This is a genomic window from Aquabacterium sp. (assembly GCF_050725395.1).
Taxonomy (GTDB): Bacteria; Pseudomonadota; Gammaproteobacteria; order Burkholderiales; family Burkholderiaceae_C; genus Aquabacterium.
The window spans coordinates 41,887-58,456 of the sequence record NZ_JBOHHL010000023.1; the positions used below are offsets into that span (position 1 = coordinate 41,887).

The 16,570-nt window shown below is 65.5% G+C and carries 15 protein-coding genes, 1 tRNA gene, 1 other RNA gene and 1 riboswitch; of the genes, 9 read left to right on the forward strand and 8 right to left on the reverse strand.

Going from position 1 to position 16,570, the window contains the following annotated elements; all coding sequences use genetic code 11:
* Positions 1 to 18: 18 nt before the first annotated feature.
* Positions 19 to 897: a polyphosphate kinase 2 gene (gene ppk2, locus ACREB4_RS14385; protein WP_431588916.1), complete on the reverse strand. Its 879-nt coding sequence runs from the start codon at positions 895 to 897 to the stop codon at positions 19 to 21.
* A gap of 62 nt (positions 898 to 959) precedes the next feature.
* Here ppk2 and ACREB4_RS14390 point away from each other — a divergent pair, with 62 nt between their 5' ends.
* Positions 960 to 1,322, forward strand: coding sequence for a translation initiation factor Sui1 (locus tag ACREB4_RS14390; RefSeq protein ID WP_431588917.1), 363 nt, complete (start codon positions 960 to 962; stop codon positions 1,320 to 1,322).
* Positions 1,323 to 1,324: 2 nt separating this feature from the next.
* Here the strand turns inward: ACREB4_RS14390 and ACREB4_RS14395 are convergent, their stop codons facing one another.
* Both ACREB4_RS14395 and ACREB4_RS14400 read right to left on the reverse strand, forming a co-directional pair.
* Positions 1,325 to 2,620 (reverse strand): MFS transporter, encoded by a 1,296-nt coding sequence (locus tag ACREB4_RS14395; RefSeq protein ID WP_431588918.1) that lies wholly within the window; start codon positions 2,618 to 2,620, stop codon positions 1,325 to 1,327.
* A gap of 19 nt (positions 2,621 to 2,639) precedes the next feature.
* Positions 2,640 to 3,842, reverse strand: a complete 1,203-nt coding sequence (locus ACREB4_RS14400; protein ID WP_431588919.1) for a multidrug effflux MFS transporter — start codon at positions 3,840 to 3,842, stop codon at positions 2,640 to 2,642.
* Positions 3,843 to 4,005: 163 nt separating this feature from the next.
* On the opposite strand from ACREB4_RS14400, the gene chrA reads away from it, so the two are divergent.
* Positions 4,006 to 5,358: a chromate efflux transporter gene (gene chrA, locus ACREB4_RS14405; RefSeq protein ID WP_431588920.1), complete on the forward strand. Its 1,353-nt coding sequence runs from the start codon at positions 4,006 to 4,008 to the stop codon at positions 5,356 to 5,358.
* A gap of 86 nt (positions 5,359 to 5,444) precedes the next feature.
* On the forward strand, positions 5,445 to 6,956 hold the full coding sequence (locus tag ACREB4_RS14410; RefSeq protein WP_431588921.1) for a protein adenylyltransferase SelO: 1,512 nt from the start codon (positions 5,445 to 5,447) through the stop codon (positions 6,954 to 6,956).
* A 35-nt stretch (positions 6,957 to 6,991) separates the two neighbouring features.
* Here the strand turns inward: ACREB4_RS14410 and ACREB4_RS14415 are convergent.
* A tRNA-Ala gene (locus ACREB4_RS14415) sits at positions 6,992 to 7,067 on the reverse strand.
* A gap of 15 nt (positions 7,068 to 7,082) precedes the next feature.
* Positions 7,083 to 7,985 carry an NAD(P)-dependent oxidoreductase gene (locus tag ACREB4_RS14420; protein WP_431588922.1) on the reverse strand — a complete coding sequence of 301 codons (903 nt, stop codon included), beginning with the start codon at positions 7,983 to 7,985 and terminating at the stop codon, positions 7,083 to 7,085.
* A gap of 205 nt (positions 7,986 to 8,190) precedes the next feature.
* On the opposite strand from ACREB4_RS14420, the gene ACREB4_RS14425 reads away from it, so the two are divergent.
* Positions 8,191 to 9,192, forward strand: coding sequence for a GGDEF domain-containing protein (locus tag ACREB4_RS14425; RefSeq protein ID WP_431588923.1), 1,002 nt, complete (start codon positions 8,191 to 8,193; stop codon positions 9,190 to 9,192).
* Positions 9,193 to 9,209: 17 nt separating this feature from the next.
* On the opposite strand, the gene ssrS is transcribed toward ACREB4_RS14425, so the two are convergent.
* The 3 genes from ssrS to ACREB4_RS14440 form a co-directional block, all read right to left on the reverse strand.
* A non-coding RNA gene (gene ssrS / locus ACREB4_RS14430) (6S RNA) lies at positions 9,210 to 9,388 on the reverse strand.
* Positions 9,389 to 9,445: 57 nt separating this feature from the next.
* Complete coding sequence (locus tag ACREB4_RS14435) at positions 9,446 to 9,769, reverse strand: cell division protein ZapA (protein ID WP_431588924.1); 324 nt, start codon at positions 9,767 to 9,769, stop codon at positions 9,446 to 9,448.
* Positions 9,766 to 10,002 carry a DUF904 domain-containing protein gene (locus ACREB4_RS14440; protein ID WP_431588925.1) on the reverse strand — a complete coding sequence of 79 codons (237 nt, stop codon included), beginning with the start codon at positions 10,000 to 10,002 and terminating at the stop codon, positions 9,766 to 9,768. The genes ACREB4_RS14435 and ACREB4_RS14440 overlap by 4 nt, the downstream gene beginning before the upstream one ends.
* A 9-nt stretch (positions 10,003 to 10,011) precedes the next feature.
* A riboswitch (cobalamin riboswitch) is annotated at positions 10,012 to 10,261 on the forward strand.
* A 60-nt stretch (positions 10,262 to 10,321) separates the two neighbouring features.
* On the opposite strand from ACREB4_RS14440, the gene ACREB4_RS14445 reads away from it, so the two are divergent.
* Genes ACREB4_RS14445 through ACREB4_RS14465 form a run of 5 tightly spaced genes read left to right on the forward strand, consistent with a single transcriptional unit; the run spans position 10,322 to position 16,567 of the window.
* On the forward strand, positions 10,322 to 12,283 hold the full coding sequence (locus ACREB4_RS14445) for a TonB-dependent receptor (RefSeq protein WP_431588926.1): 1,962 nt from the start codon (positions 10,322 to 10,324) through the stop codon (positions 12,281 to 12,283).
* A gap of 10 nt (positions 12,284 to 12,293) precedes the next feature.
* Entirely contained in the window at positions 12,294 to 14,147 is a 1,854-nt protein-coding gene (locus tag ACREB4_RS14450) for a TonB-dependent receptor domain-containing protein (RefSeq protein ID WP_431588927.1), read from the forward strand.
* Positions 14,147 to 14,710 (forward strand): bifunctional adenosylcobinamide kinase/adenosylcobinamide-phosphate guanylyltransferase, encoded by a 564-nt coding sequence (gene cobU, locus ACREB4_RS14455; protein ID WP_431588928.1) that lies wholly within the window; start codon positions 14,147 to 14,149, stop codon positions 14,708 to 14,710. The genes ACREB4_RS14450 and cobU overlap by 1 nt, the downstream gene beginning before the upstream one ends.
* A gap of 1 nt (position 14,711) precedes the next feature.
* Entirely contained in the window at positions 14,712 to 15,605 is an 894-nt protein-coding gene (locus ACREB4_RS14460) for an ABC transporter substrate-binding protein (protein WP_431588929.1), read from the forward strand.
* Positions 15,602 to 16,567, forward strand: coding sequence for a FecCD family ABC transporter permease (locus ACREB4_RS14465; protein WP_431588930.1), 966 nt, complete (start codon positions 15,602 to 15,604; stop codon positions 16,565 to 16,567). The genes ACREB4_RS14460 and ACREB4_RS14465 overlap by 4 nt, the downstream gene beginning before the upstream one ends.
* The last annotated feature ends 3 nt before the right edge of the window (positions 16,568 to 16,570 follow it).

Below are 16,570 nucleotides of genomic sequence, written 5' to 3' on the forward strand. Positions count from 1 at the left end.
GCACTTGGCGCCTGCCGCTCAGTAGACCTCGGGCACGAGGATCTCTGGCGAGACGGGCTGGCGGGCATAGTCCTGGTGGCGCACGCGCGGCGGCAGCACGATGGGCTGGCGTTCCACCTCGCGGTAAGGCATTTGCTGCAGCAGGTGGTGGATGCAGTTCAGGCGGGCTTTCTTCTTGTCGTCGGCCTGCACCACCCACCAAGGTGCCTCGGCGATGTGGGTGCGCTCCAGCATGATTTCCTTGGCCTTGGTGTAATCCTCCCAGCGGCGGCGCGACTCCAAATCCATGGGGCTGAGCTTCCACTGCTTGAGCGGGTCGTGGATGCGGCCCATGAAGCGCAGTTGCTGCTCCTCGTCCGAGATCGAGAACCAGTATTTGATCAGTTGGATGCCCGAGCGCACCAGCATGCGTTCGAACTCGGGCGCCGAGCGGAAGAACTCTTCGTACTGGTCGTCGGTGCAAAAGCCCATGACGCGTTCGACGCCAGCGCGGTTGTACCAGCTGCGGTCGAACAGCACCATCTCGCCGGCGGCGGGCAAGTGCGAGGCGTAGCGTTGGAAATACCACTGCGTGCGTTCGCGGTCGTTGGGCGCGGGCAGGGCGGCCACGCGGGCCACCCGCGGATTCAGGCGCTGGGTGATGCGCTTGATGACGCCTCCCTTGCCGGCGGCATCGCGCCCTTCGAACAGGATCACGACCTTGTGGCCGGTGTTGACCACCCAGTCCTGCAGCTTGACGAGTTCGCCTTGCAGGCGGAACAGCTCGTTGAAGTACTGCTTGCGGCTTTCCTTGTCCGCGTCGTCGTGGTCGTCCAGCTCCAGTTCCAGCTCTTCGTCGTAGCTGTCTTGCAGGTCGCGGTGGATGCGGCGGATCAGGTCATCGTCGGTCGGGCTCATGGCGTGGACGGTATCGCGGTATTGTGGCAACCCTGTGACAGACCTCTCCGTGAATTGAAGACATGAAATCCCAGAAATCCAGCGGCGGACTCGTTTACTCGACCGAACTGGGCCGCACCTGCCCAGAATGCCGCCAAGCCGTGGCGCACTGCGTGTGCGGCCAGAAAGTGGCCCTGCCAGCCTCCGATGGCATCGTGCGCGTTTCGCGCGAGACCAAGGGCCGCAAGGGCAAAGGCGTGACCCTGGTCAAGGGCGTACCGCTGGACTCGGCGGCGCTCAGCGACCTGGGCAAGCAACTCAAGGCCGCGTGTGGCTGTGGCGGCACCGTCAAGGAGGGGGTCATCGAGGTGCAGGGCGACCACGTCGAGGTGGTCATGGCCTTCCTGCAGAAAAAGGGCTGGACCGTCAAGCGGGCCGGAGGCTGAGGTCAGGCGTCGAAATCACTGGCCTTGCCGGGCTTGGACAGCCACAAGGCCAGCAGGCTGATGCCCGCCGCGGTCGACAGGTAGTAGCCCACGTAGGCGAGGCCGTACTTCGTGGCCAGCGTGGTCGCCAGGTAGGGCGCCAGCGAGGCGCCCAGGATGCCTGCGAAGTTGAAGGTCATGGACGAGCCGGTGTAGCGCACGGCGGTCGGGAACATCTCCGACAACAGCGTGCCCAGTGGCCCATAGGTCATGCCCATCAGCCCCAGGCCCACGGACAGGAACAGGGTCACGCCCAGGGCGTTGCCGGCCCCGAACAGCGAACTCATCGAGAAACCGAAGACCACGATGGCGGCCGACACCCAGATCAGCGTGCCACGGCGGCCGTGTTTGTCGGCCAGCCAGGCCGACAGCGGAATGCACAGCGCGAAGAACAGCACCGCGAACAGCTGGATCTCGAGGAAGTCGCGGCGCGAGTAGTGCAGGGCGCTGGTGCCCCAGCTCAAGGCGAACACCGTCATCAGGTAGAACAACACGAAGGTGGCCAGGGCGGCGAGCGTGCCCAGGATCAGCACCCTGGTGTGGTCGCGGAACACCGTCACCACGGGCACCTTGACGCGCTGGTTGTGGTTCAACACGTTCTGGAACACGGGTGTTTCGGTGATCTTGAAGCGCACGTACAAGCCCACGAACACCAGCAGCGCGCTGGCCAGGAAAGGAATGCGCCAGCCGAAGTTGAAGAACTGCTCTTCGGTCAGCACCTCGCCCAGCCACAGGAAGATGCCGCCGGACATGAAGAAGCCGATGGGGGCGCCCAATTGCGGGAACATGCCGTACCAAGCGCGCTTTTCAGGCGGCGCGTTCTCGGTGGCGAGCAACACGGCGCCACCCCATTCACCACCCAGCCCGAAGCCTTGCCCAAAGCGGCACAAGGCCAGCAGCAGCGGCGCCAGCGTGCCAATGGACTCATACGTGGGCAGCAGGCCGATGGCCACCGTGGACACCCCCATGGTCAGCAGCGCGCCCACCAGCGTGGCCTTGCGCCCGATCCGGTCGCCGAAGTGGCCGAACACCGCCGAGCCCACTGGCCGCGCGAAGAAGGCCAGCGCGAAGGTGATGAGCGATTGCAAGGTGGCCGCTGTCGGGTCGGACGACGGGAAAAAGGCCTTGGGGAAAATCAGCACCGCCGCCGTGGCGTAGATGTAGAAGTCGAAGAACTCGACCGTGGTGCCGATCAGGCTGGCGAACAGCACCGTGCTGGGCTTGTTGCGCTGCACCGCGTCTGTGGTGGGTTGAGTCATCCGGGTGGTCCTTGAAAGTTCAGGCGGCAGTATGCCCATGTTGGGCCGGGTGCCGAAGTGTCAGCCACGTGATTACCCAGGTGATGAGGGCGCAGACCGTGATGCCCACCACCATGCCCAGGGCGGAGCCGTCCATGAACAGGCCCATCAGCGCCACCACGATGGCGCCCGTCACCATCTGCAAGGTGCCCAGCAGGGCCGAGGCGGTGCCGGCGATCTCGCCGTGGTTGTCCAGCGCCAGCACCGAGGTCGTCGGGATGATGAGGCCCAGGAAGCCATAGCCGATGAACAGCAGGGTCGCCAACACGTCCAGCCGGTGCACGCCCGAGGCGAACACGGCCACCAGCAAGATCAGCGGCAGCACATAGCCGATGGCCGCCACCTTGACCACGCCCGGCAGCCCGAAGCGCTTGGTGAGCCAGCCCGTGAGTTGCGCCGTGCCAATGAAGGCCACCGCGTTGATCGAAAAGAAGAAGCTGTACACGGTGGGCGTGAGGCCATAGCCCTGGATCAGCACGAAGGATGAATTGGCCAGGTAAACGAAGAAGCTGGCCATGCCGAAGCCGCCGATGAAGGTCAGGCCCAGGAAATGCCCGTCCTTCATCAGCTTGACGTAGCCGGCCCAGGCGCTGCGCAAATCGCTGCCGATGCGGTCGGCGGGTGGGCGCGTTTCAGGCAGCATGGTGGCGGTGAGCACCAGGCCCAGCACGGCGGCCACCGTCACCGCCCAGAACACGGCGCGCCAGCTGGCCAGTTCGATGGCAATGCTCCCCGCCAGCGGCGCCAGCACGGGCGACACACTGAACACCAGCATCAGCAAGGACATGAGCCGGGCCGCGTCAGTGCCGGTGTGCAGGTCTCGAACGATGGCGCGGGGAATGGCCATGGTCGCGCAGGCCCCGATGCCCTGGATGAACCGCCAGATGGTGAGGGTGTGGATGTCCTGTGCCAGGCCGCAGGCCACGCTGGTCACGGCGAACAGGCCCAGGCCCACGTACAGTGGTGTTTTGCGGCCCACCATGTCCGACCAGGGTCCATAGACCAGCTGGCACAGCCCCAGTGACAGGAAGAAGGCCATCAAGCTCCATTGCACCGCGCCTGTGTCCGCGTGCAGGCTCTGTCCGATGGCGGGCAGCGCCGGCAGGTACATGTCGATGGCGAAAGGTCCGATGGCGGTCAGCAGGCCCAGGACGAGGGCCGTGCGCATGAAGCTGGAGGTCATGGGAGAGGGCGATGAAGAGGTGTCGGCAGGGCGTCATCATGCCTTGCCCGGGCCTTGCGCTGGCGGCTGATACCATTCGCGCCATCGGGATCACAGCCTCCCGGCCTTCACAGGTAGACGGTGTCCCGTCCAAGCGCTGGCCATCCCAACCGGAGTTTCTCTCGTGGACACCGTCGCTGCACCTTCCGCTGTTTCTTTCGCGCAAGCTTTCTGGTTCTGGCTCAAGCTGGGTTTCATCAGCTTTGGCGGCCCGGCCGGTCAGATCGCGATCATGCACACCGAGCTGGTCGAGCGCCGGCGGTGGATCAGCGAGAAGCGTTTCCTCCATGCCTTGAACTACTGCATGGTGCTGCCCGGCCCCGAGGCGCAGCAATTGGCCACCTACATCGGCTGGCTCATGCACCGCAGCCTGGGCGGGATCACGGCGGGCGCGCTGTTCGTCCTGCCGTCACTGTTCATCCTGATGGCCCTGTCTTGGGTCTACCTGCGTTTTGGCGAATTGCCAGCGGTGGTGGGCATCTTCTACGGCATCAAGCCGGCGGTCGCGGCGCTGGTGCTGCACGCGGCTCACCGCATCGGCAGCCGAGCGCTCAAGAATGGCTGGATGTGGGGCATTGCGGCGGCCGCGTTCGTCGCCGTTTTTGCCATCGAGGCCCCTTTCCCGTTGATCGTGGCGGTGGCGGCGCTGATCGGCTACCTGGGGTCCCGCTGGGCACCCGGGGTGTTCACCCTGGGCGGTGGGCACGAGGAAGGTGGCCGGCGACACGGCCCGGCCCTGATCGACGATGACACGCCCACGCCCGAGCACGCCAGGTGGTCGCGCGCCTTCCTGATCAAGGTCTTGCTGGTGGGGCTGGTCCTGTGGTCTGGCGTCATGGGGGCCCTGCTGGCTTTTCAAGGGCTGCACGGAACCTTGGCGCAAATGGGCCTCTTTTTCACCAAGGCCGCGCTGCTGACCTTTGGTGGCGCTTATGCCGTGCTGCCCTATGTGTACCAGGGCGCGGTCGAGCACCACCATTGGTTGTCCGGACCGCAGATGATGGATGGCCTGGCCCTGGGCGAAACCACGCCTGGACCGCTGATCATGGTGGTGGCCTTCGTGGGTTTCGTCGGCGGTTGGACGCAGCAGGTGTTCGGGGCCGATGCGCTGTGGGCGGGCGGTGTGGCGGCGGCCACGGTGGTGACCTTCTTCACCTTCCTGCCTTCCTTCATCTTCATCCTGGCGGGCGGTCCGCTGATCGAAGCCACGCATGGCCGGCTCGGTTTCACCGCGCCACTGTCCGCCATCACGGCGGCGGTGGTGGGCGTCATCCTGAACCTGGCCTTGTTTTTCGCGCACCATGTCTTGTGGCCCGCCGGATTTGCACGCGGTTTCGACCCAGTGTCCGCCGTGATCATGGCGGGGGCGGCGCTGGCCTTGTTCCGTTTCAAGCTCGGGGTCATGCCACTGCTGGCGGTTTGCGCTTTGGTGGGCTTGGGTGTCAAGCTGCTGCTGCCCAACGCCGGCTTGCTTTGACGCCTTAAGCCGCATGAGCCCGAGGGCCATTGGATCGCTCGGCCGCGCACGGTATAACTCAGGGTCCCAGGTCGATCGACGCCCCCATGCCTGCCACCACTGCCTTTCAATTCGACAACACCTACGCCCGCGAACTGCAGGGCTTCCATGCGCCCTGGAAGCCCGCCTCGGTCCCCACGCCTCAGTTGCTCTACTTCAACCGCGATCTGGCCGATGAGCTGGGCCTGGATGGCGCCCTGCTCGACAGCCCGGAAGGGGCCGCGGTCTTGGGTGGCAATGTGCTCCCCGAAGGGGCCGAGCCGATCGCGCAGGTCTATGCTGGCCACCAGTTCGGCAACTTTTCCCGCCAATTGGGCGATGGCCGGGCCTTGTTGCTGGGCGAGGTGGTCGACCGCCTCGGGCGGCGGCGCGACATCGCTTTCAAAGGTTCTGGCGCCACGCCGTTCTCGCGAGGGGGCGACGGCAAGGCGGCCGTGGGCCCCATGCTGCGCGAGGTGCTGATCGGCGAAGGCATGCATGCGCTCGGCATCCCCACCACCCGGGCGCTGGCGGTGACGGCCACGGGCGAGCAGGTTCGCCGCGAGCGCCTGCTGCCCGGTGCCGTGCTGACCCGCGTGGCCGCCAGCCACCTGCGCGTGGGCACCTTCGAGTTCTTCTCATCGCGCCAGGAACTGGAGCGTGTGCGCCAGTTGGCCGACTACGCCATCGCGCGCCATGACCCCGACTTGGTCGGCACGCCTGAGCGCTTCCTCGCGCTGTTGCGCCGCGTGGCCGGGCGGCAGTCGGCCCTCATCGCGCAATGGATGAACGTCGGCTTCATCCACGGCGTGATGAACACCGACAACATGACGATCTCGGGCGAGACGATCGACTATGGACCTTGCGCCTTCATGGAGGCCTACGATCCCCAGGCGGTATTCAGTTCGATCGACAAGAACGGCCGCTACGCCTACGGCAACCAGCCGCTGATCGCGCGCTGGAACCTGGCGCGCTTGGCCGAAGCGCTCCTGCCCTTGATGGTCGAAGACGACTCCGACGAAGCCGTTGAAGCGGCAGTGGCGCAGGCCACAGAGGTGATCGACGCTGTGCCTGGCCTGTACCAGGCGGCTTTGCTGCAAGGCCAGCGCGTCAAACTCGGGCTGACCACCGAAGACGATGCTTTGGATGCTGGCCTGGCGGATCGTTGGCTGACGTTGTTGCACACGCAGGGCGTGGATTTCACCCTCGGTTGGCGGCGTCTGGCCGAGGCGGCTGAAGGGGACGACGCACCCCTGCTGGACCTGGTCAAAGACCCCGAGGCCTTGCAAGCCTGGTTGGGCGCCTGGCGCGAACGTTGCGCCCGTGAAGACGGCGGGGTGCCGTCGGCCAGCGTGGCGCGCGCGGCTCGCCTGCGTCGGACGAATCCTTGGGTGATTCCGCGCAACCACTTGGTCGAGGAAGCATTGGCCGCGGCCACCGAAGGCGATCTGGCGCCCTTCAAGCGACTGCTCGACGCCGTGCGCCGGCCTTTTGATGCCGAGTCGACGGCGCAGGCTCGTTTCGCCGAGCCGGCGCCGTCAGAGGTCACGGCCTGTTATCAGACCTTCTGCGGCACCTGAATCAAGCACAAGCACAGGCGTGACCACGAGCGATCTGGTGGACCGAAGGAGGATCGAACTCCCGACCTCTGCATTGCGAACGCAGCGCTCTCCCAGCTGAGCTATCGGCCCTTCAAAACCAGTGTATCAAACCGAGGTGTCCTTGGGCACGGGTGGTTGTTGCCGGCGTTGCAGTTCGCAGAACAGCCCGGATTGGTCCAGTTGGTCGAAGCCGTGGCGGGCCGCGTCGGCATACAGCGCGGTCAGCCCTTGTGTGATCGGGGCATCGAACGCCATGGCCGAGGCCGTGTGCAAAGCGTTGTTCAGGTCCTTGAGCTGGATGGCCAGCGAGCCGCGTTTGGCGAAATCGCCATCGACCATGCGTTGCCCATGGACCTCCAGGATCCGGCTTTCGGCGAAGCCACCGCGCAGTGCCTCCCGCACCCGGGCCGGGTCGGCGCCGCCACGCTCCGCCAGCAGCAAGGCTTCGGCCACCGCCCCGATGGTGATGCCCACGATCATCTGGTTGGCCAGTTTGGCCAATTGACCACTGCCGGAGGGCCCCACGTGCACAGCCCGACCCAGGGCATTGAACACCGGGCGGGCACGCTCGACATCGTCGGCCAGTCCGCCTGCCATGATGGCCAAAGTGCCCGCCTCGGCGCCCACGGTGCCGCCCGACACGGGCGCATCCAGGTAAGACACCCCCAGCCTGGCCAGGCGTTGCGCATGGTCGCGAGCCTGCTCGGGCAGGATGGAGCTCATGTCGATCACCAGGGCGCCGGGTTTGAGCCCCGGCGAGGCGTGACCTGCGCCGGGGCCGAACAACACCTCCTCTACAACTTGGCCATGTTCGAGCATCGTGATCACGATGTCGGCATGGGCCACCGCCAAGGCCGGTGAACCGGCCACGATGGCGCCCCAGCTTGCCAGTGCTTCTGCCTTGGCGCACGTGCGGTTCCAGGCCGTCAGGGAGAACCCTGCGGCGAGCAAGCGGCGCGCCATGGGCGCTCCCATCAGGCCGCAGCCCAAAATGGTCAAGTGGGTCATGACTGATACCGGAGAGGGGTGAATTCAGGGCCATGCGCCGTGGTAAAGCGCACACAAGTACTGTAAAGGTGGCTCACATCCCATGTTTGAAGGGCAGTCAGCCGCGTTAATTTAAGCCAAGATTTGGCCCTGGGGGCCCTCTGCCCGGCACAGGCTTGCCAGTGCCGGTCTGTTCCAATAATTCATGACCACACCAATCAACGTTATGGCCGATTCAAACGCTGTGGAGACACTGTCCGGAGGCGTGTTGTCGGACGCCCTGATCCATGCCCTGGACCAATTGGGCGTGGCATTCCTGATCAAGGACGTGGCCACCGGTCGCTATGAATGGGCCAACGAGGTCGCGGCCAGCCTGCTGGCTGGCACGCGGACCACGGTGGTGGGTGCCCAGGATGCGGACCTGTTCGATGCCGCGCAAGCCGTGGCGCTGCGTGCCGCCGATCAGCAGGCCTTGTCTTTGACCCAGGGCTTCCTGACCGAGCACCGCTTGGAGCGGGCTGGTGAGCGGCGTGATTTCACCGTGTGGCGGCAAGCGCCTGTGCCAGCAGGCCAGTCCACGCCCGCCGCCAAGTTGCTCTCTGTCTGGAAAGACGTGACCGACCAGAAGCGCCGCGAGTCCCAACTCCATTCCGCGCTCGAGCAACTCGAAGCCCAGCAAAAGGCCAACGACGACTTGCGCCGCGACATGCAGGACAACCAGGTGCGCGACGCCGCCTCGGGCTTGTACCACCGAGCCCACTTCGAAGAGCAACTGCGCCGCGAGGCCGACCTGTCGAGCCGCGAGCAACGCGAGTTCGCCCTGGTGTCGGTGTCCATCGATGGCCTGGAAGAAATCCTGCGCCTGCATGGCCCCGAAGGTGGCGAGCGCGTGGTCGAAGCCCTGGGCCGCCTGCTGCGCGCCAACACGCGCGCCATGGACTCTCCATGCCGCCTGGGCGGTGATCGCTTCGTGGTGCTGCTGTCGGGCGTCGGCCTGGCCACGGCCCATTCCAGGATGGAACAGTTGCGCCGTCAATGCGCGGGGCACATCGTGCCGCACAACGGCCAGCAGATTCCGTTCTCGGTGAGCATGGGGGTGGCGAGCTTTCCGCACACTGCGGGCTCGGTCGAAGAGATGATGCGCAGCGCGGATCGCGCGATGGCCAGTGCCCGTGACACCGGTGGGAACCGTGTGGCCTTGGCCAGCATTCAGTTCGTCCACACATGAGCATCATGCACACATAAGGTGTTCGCCGCGCACTGGTTGCCGCGTTCCTGAACCCAGGGGATTCAGGTGGGCGAGGTCAGCACAGCTTCGGGTTCATCTGACGCGAGACGATCACACCCGCTGGGCAATGTTCCAAGCCCTGGCTCTAAGAGCATCGGTTCAAGGAATTAAAAGCTTCCACGAACGCGACGAACGGTTTCATTCTACTGGTGTGGCGCCCGCGTGGGTGTGGAAATACCCCGCGACCAAGTGGTTAAATCAAGTGACCATCCTGGCCCAGCACCTGGTCGATGCGGGCGATGAGCCGTTCCACATGTTCAGGGGATGGCACCTCGGCCGCATCAGGCGCAGGACTGGCGGACGCGGTGACCGAAGCGGGCCGCTCGGTCAACTCGTACGCCAGGTTCAAGGCCGACAGCACGGCGATGCGCTCGCGGGCCTTGAGCTTGCCACTGTCTCGGATGGCGCACATTTCGCGGTCCACATGCGAGACGGCTTCTTTCAGACGCGCCTCGCCCCCTTCGGGGCAGCCGAGCAGGTAGCTCTGGCCCATGATCGAGACTTCGATTTGTTTCATGCGTCGGGCGTGTGGGTCGGGGTGGCGTCCTTGGCAGACGCGGGGAGTTTGTCGATCAAGGCGTCGATGCGGGCCCGGGCCGCGGCCAGGCGGGCCTTGAGCGAATCGCGCTCGTGCGTGGTCACATCCAGTTGCTGCTGCAACAGGTCGTGGGTGCGCTGCAGCTCTTCGTGACGCAGCAACAGACGCTCAACGCGCTCGGTCAGATCATCGATTCTGGACATGGCGGCCATTGTAGGCGCCCTTACAATCGCCGGGTTGGTGCTCGCGCTGGGGTTCTCCCCGGTGCGGTTAAACGGGAAGCAGGACGGCGCGTGCCTCACACAGGCGCAGCCCCACCTGCGCTGCCCCCGCAACGGTCGGCGGTCGAAGCCTTGGCGCATTGCCTGGTCTTCCGCCCGTGCTCTCTTGCCACTGGATGCTGATGCATCTGGGAAGGCCGCACGGGTTGTACCGCCTAGCCCGGATACCGGCCAACAAGGGGTGCTTTTGCACCATGTCGCTCATGGCCTGCGGGGACGCTGGCGCGAGCCTTTAGCTGTTGTATCCATCATGTTGTCTTTGAATTCGGTGCGCTTGGCACCTGGGGTCCGTTCGGCTGTGGCCGTTGCGGTGTCGGCTTGCGCTCCGGTTTTGTCGGTCCATGCACAGGAGGCCCCAAGGGCCGATCTGGAGCTGGTGGTGGTGTCGGCCAGCCGCATGCCGCAACTGCTGAAATCGGCGCCCATCGGGGCCTCGGTCATCACGGCAGAACAGATGGCCCGGTCCGGGGTGTCTGACGCGAACGAAGCCATCCGTCGTCTGGGCGGCGTGCCCGGAAAAACCGACCTGTTGGGGGGGCGCGAATACATGTTGGACCTGCGGGGCTACGGTGACACCGCCAGCGCCAACACCGTGGTGATGGTGGATGGCATCCGAGTCAGCGAGAACGAGCAGGTGTCGGCACGGTTATCGGCGATCCCCCTCGAGGACATCGACCGGATCGAGATCGTGCGGGGCGGGGCCAGCGTCATGTGGGGCGAGGGGGCCACGGGTGGCGTCATCAATGTGATCTTGAAACGCCAGGGGCGCAAGGGGGCGACAGGGCGGTTGGCCGGCTCGGTGGAGAGCTTTCGGGGCAAGGAAGCGTCGGCGAATGCGTCTTACCAGACGGACACCTTGTGGGTGGACGGTTCGGCCAAGACCATCCGTTCGGATGGCTACCGCGACCGTGCCCGTTATGAGCAGGATGCCCGCAGCCTGGGTTTGAAATGGTCGGCCGGTGGCTGGTCCCAACGGTTCAGGGTGCAGCAAGAAAGCCAGTTCGGTGAACTCCCTGGGTCCTTGACCTTCGCACAATGGCAGGCCAATCCACGGCAAGCCACCAAGCTCACCGACCAGGCCGCCACGGACGAAACCCGTTTGAGCAGCAATACCGAATTCGCATTCAAGGACTGGACCGCGCAACTGGACCTCAGTTCCAGAAACCGCGACACCGATGCCGACTACTCGGGCACTCGCTATGAAAAGTCCGTGTTGAGCCAACAGGCCACCCCCAAGCTCAGCCATGTGGACAAGTGGTCGGGCGTGACTGCCAGCACCATCGTCGGGTTCGATCTGCAGCGGTGGACACTGGATGCCTACAACCCGTTTGGCGAGGACCATGGCTGGCAGTCCAACAAGGCGTTCTTCGTTCACAGCGATTGGGCTTTCGACACCTCGACCCGCGTGGCCCTGGGTTGGCGTACCGAGAGGGTGAGCAAGAAAGAGCGCTCGGATTTTTCAAGCTACGACCGGCGTGACTCGCTCAAGGCCGCCGAGTTGGGCCTGAGTCAGGTGTTCGCGGACGACTGGACGGTGTACGGCCGCTTGGCACAGTCCTACCGCTTGCCGAATTTCGACGAGAACGGCAACACCCCAGGAGGGCAGCCGCTGCTGCCTCAACGCGGCCGTGACAAGGAATTGGGGCTGCGGTGGGCCCACGGTGCACAGACGGTGTCAGTCCGTTATTTCCGGCAGGACAACGTCAATGAGATCACCTATGTGCCTTCTTTGATCCCGAACAGCTTTGGGTACAACGAAAACGTTGACCCCACCCGCCGTCAAGGTGTCGAACTGGAAGCTCGCTGGCTCATGACATCGGTGCTGGAGTGGCGCTTGAATTGGCAGAGCTTGTCGGCCAGGTACAGGTCGGGCCCGAACGCTGGCAGGGAGCAGGTGTTGGTGGCGCCGCAGACCGCCACCGTGCGATTGGCTTACCGTGTCACTGACCGTCAGACGCTGGACGCGGGCGTGCAGTACCTGGGCTCGATGCGCTTTGGCGACGATGTGAGCAACCAGTGCGATCGCAAGGTCCCTGAATCGGCCCTGCTGGATGCGCGCTATGCCTGGTCCGACAAGGTCTGGACTGTGTCCGTGGCGGGCACCAACCTGACCGACCAGGGCAGCTACAACTACGCCTACAGATGTGCCACGGGGGGCTTGTATCCTGAGCCTGGCCGTGCTTTCAAACTGTCGCTGGCTCGCCAGTTCTGAGGGGCGCACCATGACGACGAAACAATGGATGGTGATGGCCGTGGCCCTGCTGAGTGGCGAGCTGGCCTGGGCGCAGCCAGCGACCAAAGACGTGCTGGACCCGGTGGTGGTCACTGCGACCCGAACGCCCCTGCCGGTGTCCCAGGTGGTGGCTGATGTGACCGTGATCACCCGCGAGGAGATCGAGCGGCAGGCCGCGGGCACGGTGGTCGATCTGCTGAGTCGGGTGGGCGGCTTCCAGGTGGCGCGCAATGGCGGGCCGGGCGCGGACGCCAATGTGTACCTGCGGGGGGGCGAAACGCGGCACATCGCGGTGCTGGTGGATGGCGTGCGCATCGACACGCAGAACGTGAGCGGGGGCGCGTCCTGGCAGTTGTTGAACCTGTCGCAGATCGATCGCATCGAGGTCGTGCGCGGGCCGGTCAGCGCCTTGTACGGGTCGGACGCGATCTCGGGTGTCGTGCAAATATTCACCAAGAAAGGCAAGGGCCCAGCGAGCGTTGATCTGGGCATTTCGGCCGGTGACTTTGGTTTCTTGAAGGCCGACGCCAGTTTGAGTGGCGCGTCTGGCCTGTTCGACTACGCGGTGTCGGCATCCAAAGAGCGCAGCGATGGTTTCAGTGCCTTGAACAATGCCAAGGCCGGGACTCGGGCCACGGACCGTGATGGCTATTCGACGTCAGGGAGCCATTTGCGGGTCGGGTTCAAGCCGGTGGCGGCGCACCGTGTCGAAGCGTCGGTCATGCAGCAGCATCTTCACAGCCGCTACGACTCCAATGTCACGAGTCGGGATGACTATGGGGTTCGTGATCTGAACAACCTGAAGCTGCAATGGAACGCGCAATGGCTGGACAGCTGGTCGAGCCAGGCGGCGCTGACACAGTCGTCCGATCGGTACGGTACCCCTTTGACGGGCTACCTCACGCGGACCGATGTGGACACGGCATCCTGGCTCAATGAATTCAAGTGGGGCGCGCATTCGGTGACGGCGGTGCTGGAGCGGCGCGAGGACACTTTGAAAAACAGCGAGGTGGTGCTGTCGGGCACCAAGGGGGAAGGTGAGCGCAGCGATGATGGCCTGGGCTTGGGTTATGCATGGCGGGCCCATGGCACCGCGTTCCAAGTCAATGGCCGCACCGACTGGGACAGCGAGTTTGGCGATCACAGCACCGGCTCCATCGCGGTCGGCCAGGACATCGCCGACCGTTGGAACATCCATGCGTCATGGGGCACAGCCTACCGGGCGCCGACTTTGTACCAGCGCTTCAGCAAATATGGCAATGCGGCGCTTCAACCGGAGACCTCTCGCAATGCGGAAGTGGGTGTGCGGTATCACGGGGGCGGTGCTGAACTGGGCTTGACGGTTTACGACAATCATGTGAGCAACCTGATCAATTTTCCCGCCACCACCACCACGCCTTGCAGCCAGTCGGCGCCCAGTTTTTGCTACAGCAACACCGGGCAGGCCCGCCTGAAGGGCGTGGCTTTGTCCGCAGGGGCTTCGATGGGGCCGGTGCGCCTGTCGGGTTCCATGGACTTTGGTTCGTTCAAGAACACGCTCAATGACCTCGACCTTCAGCGCCGCGCGCGCCGCCAGGCTTCGCTGCGCATGGACACCGATCTGGCGCAATGGACGCTCGGTGCCGAACTGCTGGCGGTGGGCCGCCGCTTCAACAAAGACGGCGTCGGCCCCCTGGGCGGCTACACGGTGGTCAATGCGGACGCGCTGTACCGCCTCAACGCGCAATGGCGTGTGCTGGCCCGCATCGACAACATCGCCGACAAGAAGTACGAGAACGCGCAGACCTATGGGACTGCACCTCGAACCGCCATCGTCGGCGTGCGCTGGACACCGGGCTTGTGATGTCGTTTGACCACCATCTGATCGTCGGGGGCCAACGCAGCGGCAAGTCGCGCCAAGCCGAGCGGCTGGCGCAGGCCTGGTTGCGCCAATCGGCCGATCACCGCGTGACCGTGGTCGCCACCGCCTTGGCCTTCGACGACGAAATGCGCGAGCGCATCCGCCGCCACCAGGCCGAGCGGCCAGCTGGCATGGACACGGTGGAGGCCCCCTTGGCCTTGTCGCAAGCCTTGCTGGCGCATGCCGCGCCCGGCCGCCTGCTGCTGGTGGACTGCCTCACGCTGTGGCTGACCAACTGGCTGATGCCGGCCAGCAACCAGCCTGATCTGGCCGGTTGGCGGGCCGAGCGTGAAGCCGTGCTGGCCTTGTTGCCGCAGCTGCCTTCGCCCGTGGTGTTCGTGAGCAACGAGGTGGGTTGGGGCATCGTGCCGATGTCGCGCGAGGTGCGGGCGTTCGTCGATGAACTGGGCTGGCTCAACCAGGCGGTGGCGCAACGCTGTCAACAGCTGACCTTGATGGTGGCTGGCCAGCCTTGGACACGCCCCGTGGTCCCTCATGAGGAATGACATGATCAAGCGTTGCCTTTGGCTGTGGGTGATGTGCCTGGCCGCCCAGGTGTGCCAGGCTGCGACTGGGGTGACCTTGGTCGATGACCGCGGTGTGACGGTGCGCCTGGACGCGCCGCCCGCCCGCATCGTCACCTTGCTGCCCTCCTTGACCGAGACGGTGTGCGAACTGGGCGGCTGTGCCCGCCTGGTCGGCACCGACCGCTATTCCAACCACCCGGCCTCGGTGCGCAGCTTGCCCAAGACCGGGGGCCTGGACGATGCCAACATCGAACTGATTGCCTCGCTCAAGCCCGACGTGGTCTTGCTGGCCTTGTCGTCGCGCGTGACCGACCGGCTTGAATCGCTGGGCATGAAGGTGGTGGCGCTGGAGCCCCGCACTTACAAAGACGTGCAGCGCGTGGCGGGCAAGGTGGCGCAGATCCTGGGCAGCGCCGATGGCGGCGCGCGGCTGTGGCAGCGCCTGGAGGCCCAGGTGGACGCGGCGGCCAAGGGCGTGCCCGCCAGCGCGCGCGGCTTGAGCGTTTACTACGAGGTGGACAGCGCGCCTTACGCGGCAGGCGAGTCGTCGTTCATCGGCGAGACCTTGAGCCGGCTGGGCGCGCGCAACATCGTGCCCGCCAGCCTGGGGCCTTTCCCCAAGCTGAACCCCGAGTACGTGGTGCGGGCCGATCCGCAAGTGATCATGATTTCGCAACGCCATGCCGGTGACGTGGGCGCGAGGCCCGGCTGGGACCGCATCCGCGCGGTGCGCGACAAACGGGTGTGCGCCTTCAGTTCCGAGCAGGGCGATGTCCTGTCGCGGCCAGGGCCACGCATGGGCGAGGCCGCGCAAGTCATGGCGCGTTGCCTGCGTGAATCGGTGGCGGCCAACAAGGGCGGAGCTGTTCGATGAGGCCCTTCACCTTGTTCATCCTGCTGGTCGCGGTGACCTTGGCCTTGCAGCTGCTGGGCCTGGCCGTGGGCAGCACGGGCTGGTCGCCACCCTGGGGCGATCCCACGGCGATGCAGATCGTGTGGGACATCCGCGCACCGCGTTGCCTGGGGGCCTGGCTGGCCGGGGCCTTGCTGGGCCTGGGTGGTGCCATTGCGCAAGGCGTGTTCCGCAATCCGCTGGCCGATCCCTACCTGCTGGGCAGTTCATCGGGCGCGGCCTTGGGCGTGGCGGTGCTGCTGGCCTTGCTCGGCGTGTCGCCCGTGGCCTCGGTGTGGAGCGTGCGCCTGGGCTTGACGGGCGCGGCCTTCGTGGGTGCCGTGGCCGCCGTGTCGCTGACCTTGATCCTGGCCCGAGGCGTGCAGCACACCTTGCGCCTGCTTTTGGCCGGTGTCGTGGTGGGCGTGGTGCTGGGGGCCTTGAGCGCGCTGACCATGCTGCTGGTGCCCGACATCATGCGGGCCATGCAGGCGTTCATGATGGGCACGACGGGCTTCCTGGGCTGGAACAGCGTGAGCATCCTGGCGGGCACCTTGCTGCTGAGCGTGTTGGTGGCCTTCGCCTGCAGCCGCGCCCTGGACGCGCTAACCCTGGGCGACTCGGCCGCCACCAGCCTGGGCGTGCGCCTGGCCAGCGTGCGCATGGTGCTGATCGCCGCCATGGCGCTGGCCACTGGCGCGGCCGTGGCCCAGGCAGGCTTGATTTCTTTCGTGGGCCTGGTGGCGCCGCACCTGGTGCGCAGCCGGGTCCATGCCACCAACGGGCCGGTGCTGGTGCTGTCGGCCTTGTTCGGTGGCGTGCTCTTGCTGGGCGCGGACATCGTCGCGCGTTGGGTGTGGGCGCCGCAAGAGCTGCCGGTGGGCGTGCTCACCGCGGTGCTGGGCGGCGGCTACCTGTTGTGGCGCATGAACCGGGGCGGATGACGA

Coding starts and splice junctions, on each gene's coding strand:
- ppk2 (WP_431588916.1), bottom strand. CDS start 897: ATGAGCCCGACCGACGATGACCTGATCCGCCGCATCCACCGCGACCTG.
- ACREB4_RS14445 (WP_431588926.1), top strand. CDS start 10,322: ATGTTGTCTTTGAATTCGGTGCGCTTGGCACCTGGGGTCCGTTCGGCT.
- ACREB4_RS14465 (WP_431588930.1), top strand. CDS start 15,602: ATGAGGCCCTTCACCTTGTTCATCCTGCTGGTCGCGGTGACCTTGGCC.
- ACREB4_RS14420 (WP_431588922.1), bottom strand. CDS start 7,985: ATGACCCACTTGACCATTTTGGGCTGCGGCCTGATGGGAGCGCCCATG.
- cobU (WP_431588928.1), top strand. CDS start 14,147: ATGTCGTTTGACCACCATCTGATCGTCGGGGGCCAACGCAGCGGCAAG.
- ACREB4_RS14460 (WP_431588929.1), top strand. CDS start 14,712: ATGATCAAGCGTTGCCTTTGGCTGTGGGTGATGTGCCTGGCCGCCCAG.
- ACREB4_RS14440 (WP_431588925.1), bottom strand. CDS start 10,002: ATGGCCGCCATGTCCAGAATCGATGATCTGACCGAGCGCGTTGAGCGT.
- ACREB4_RS14390 (WP_431588917.1), top strand. CDS start 960: ATGAAATCCCAGAAATCCAGCGGCGGACTCGTTTACTCGACCGAACTG.
- ACREB4_RS14425 (WP_431588923.1), top strand. CDS start 8,191: ATGGCCGATTCAAACGCTGTGGAGACACTGTCCGGAGGCGTGTTGTCG.
- ACREB4_RS14395 (WP_431588918.1), bottom strand. CDS start 2,620: ATGACTCAACCCACCACAGACGCGGTGCAGCGCAACAAGCCCAGCACG.
- ACREB4_RS14450 (WP_431588927.1), top strand. CDS start 12,294: ATGACGACGAAACAATGGATGGTGATGGCCGTGGCCCTGCTGAGTGGC.
- ACREB4_RS14435 (WP_431588924.1), bottom strand. CDS start 9,769: ATGAAACAAATCGAAGTCTCGATCATGGGCCAGAGCTACCTGCTCGGC.
- ACREB4_RS14410 (WP_431588921.1), top strand. CDS start 5,445: ATGCCTGCCACCACTGCCTTTCAATTCGACAACACCTACGCCCGCGAA.
- ACREB4_RS14400 (WP_431588919.1), bottom strand. CDS start 3,842: ATGACCTCCAGCTTCATGCGCACGGCCCTCGTCCTGGGCCTGCTGACC.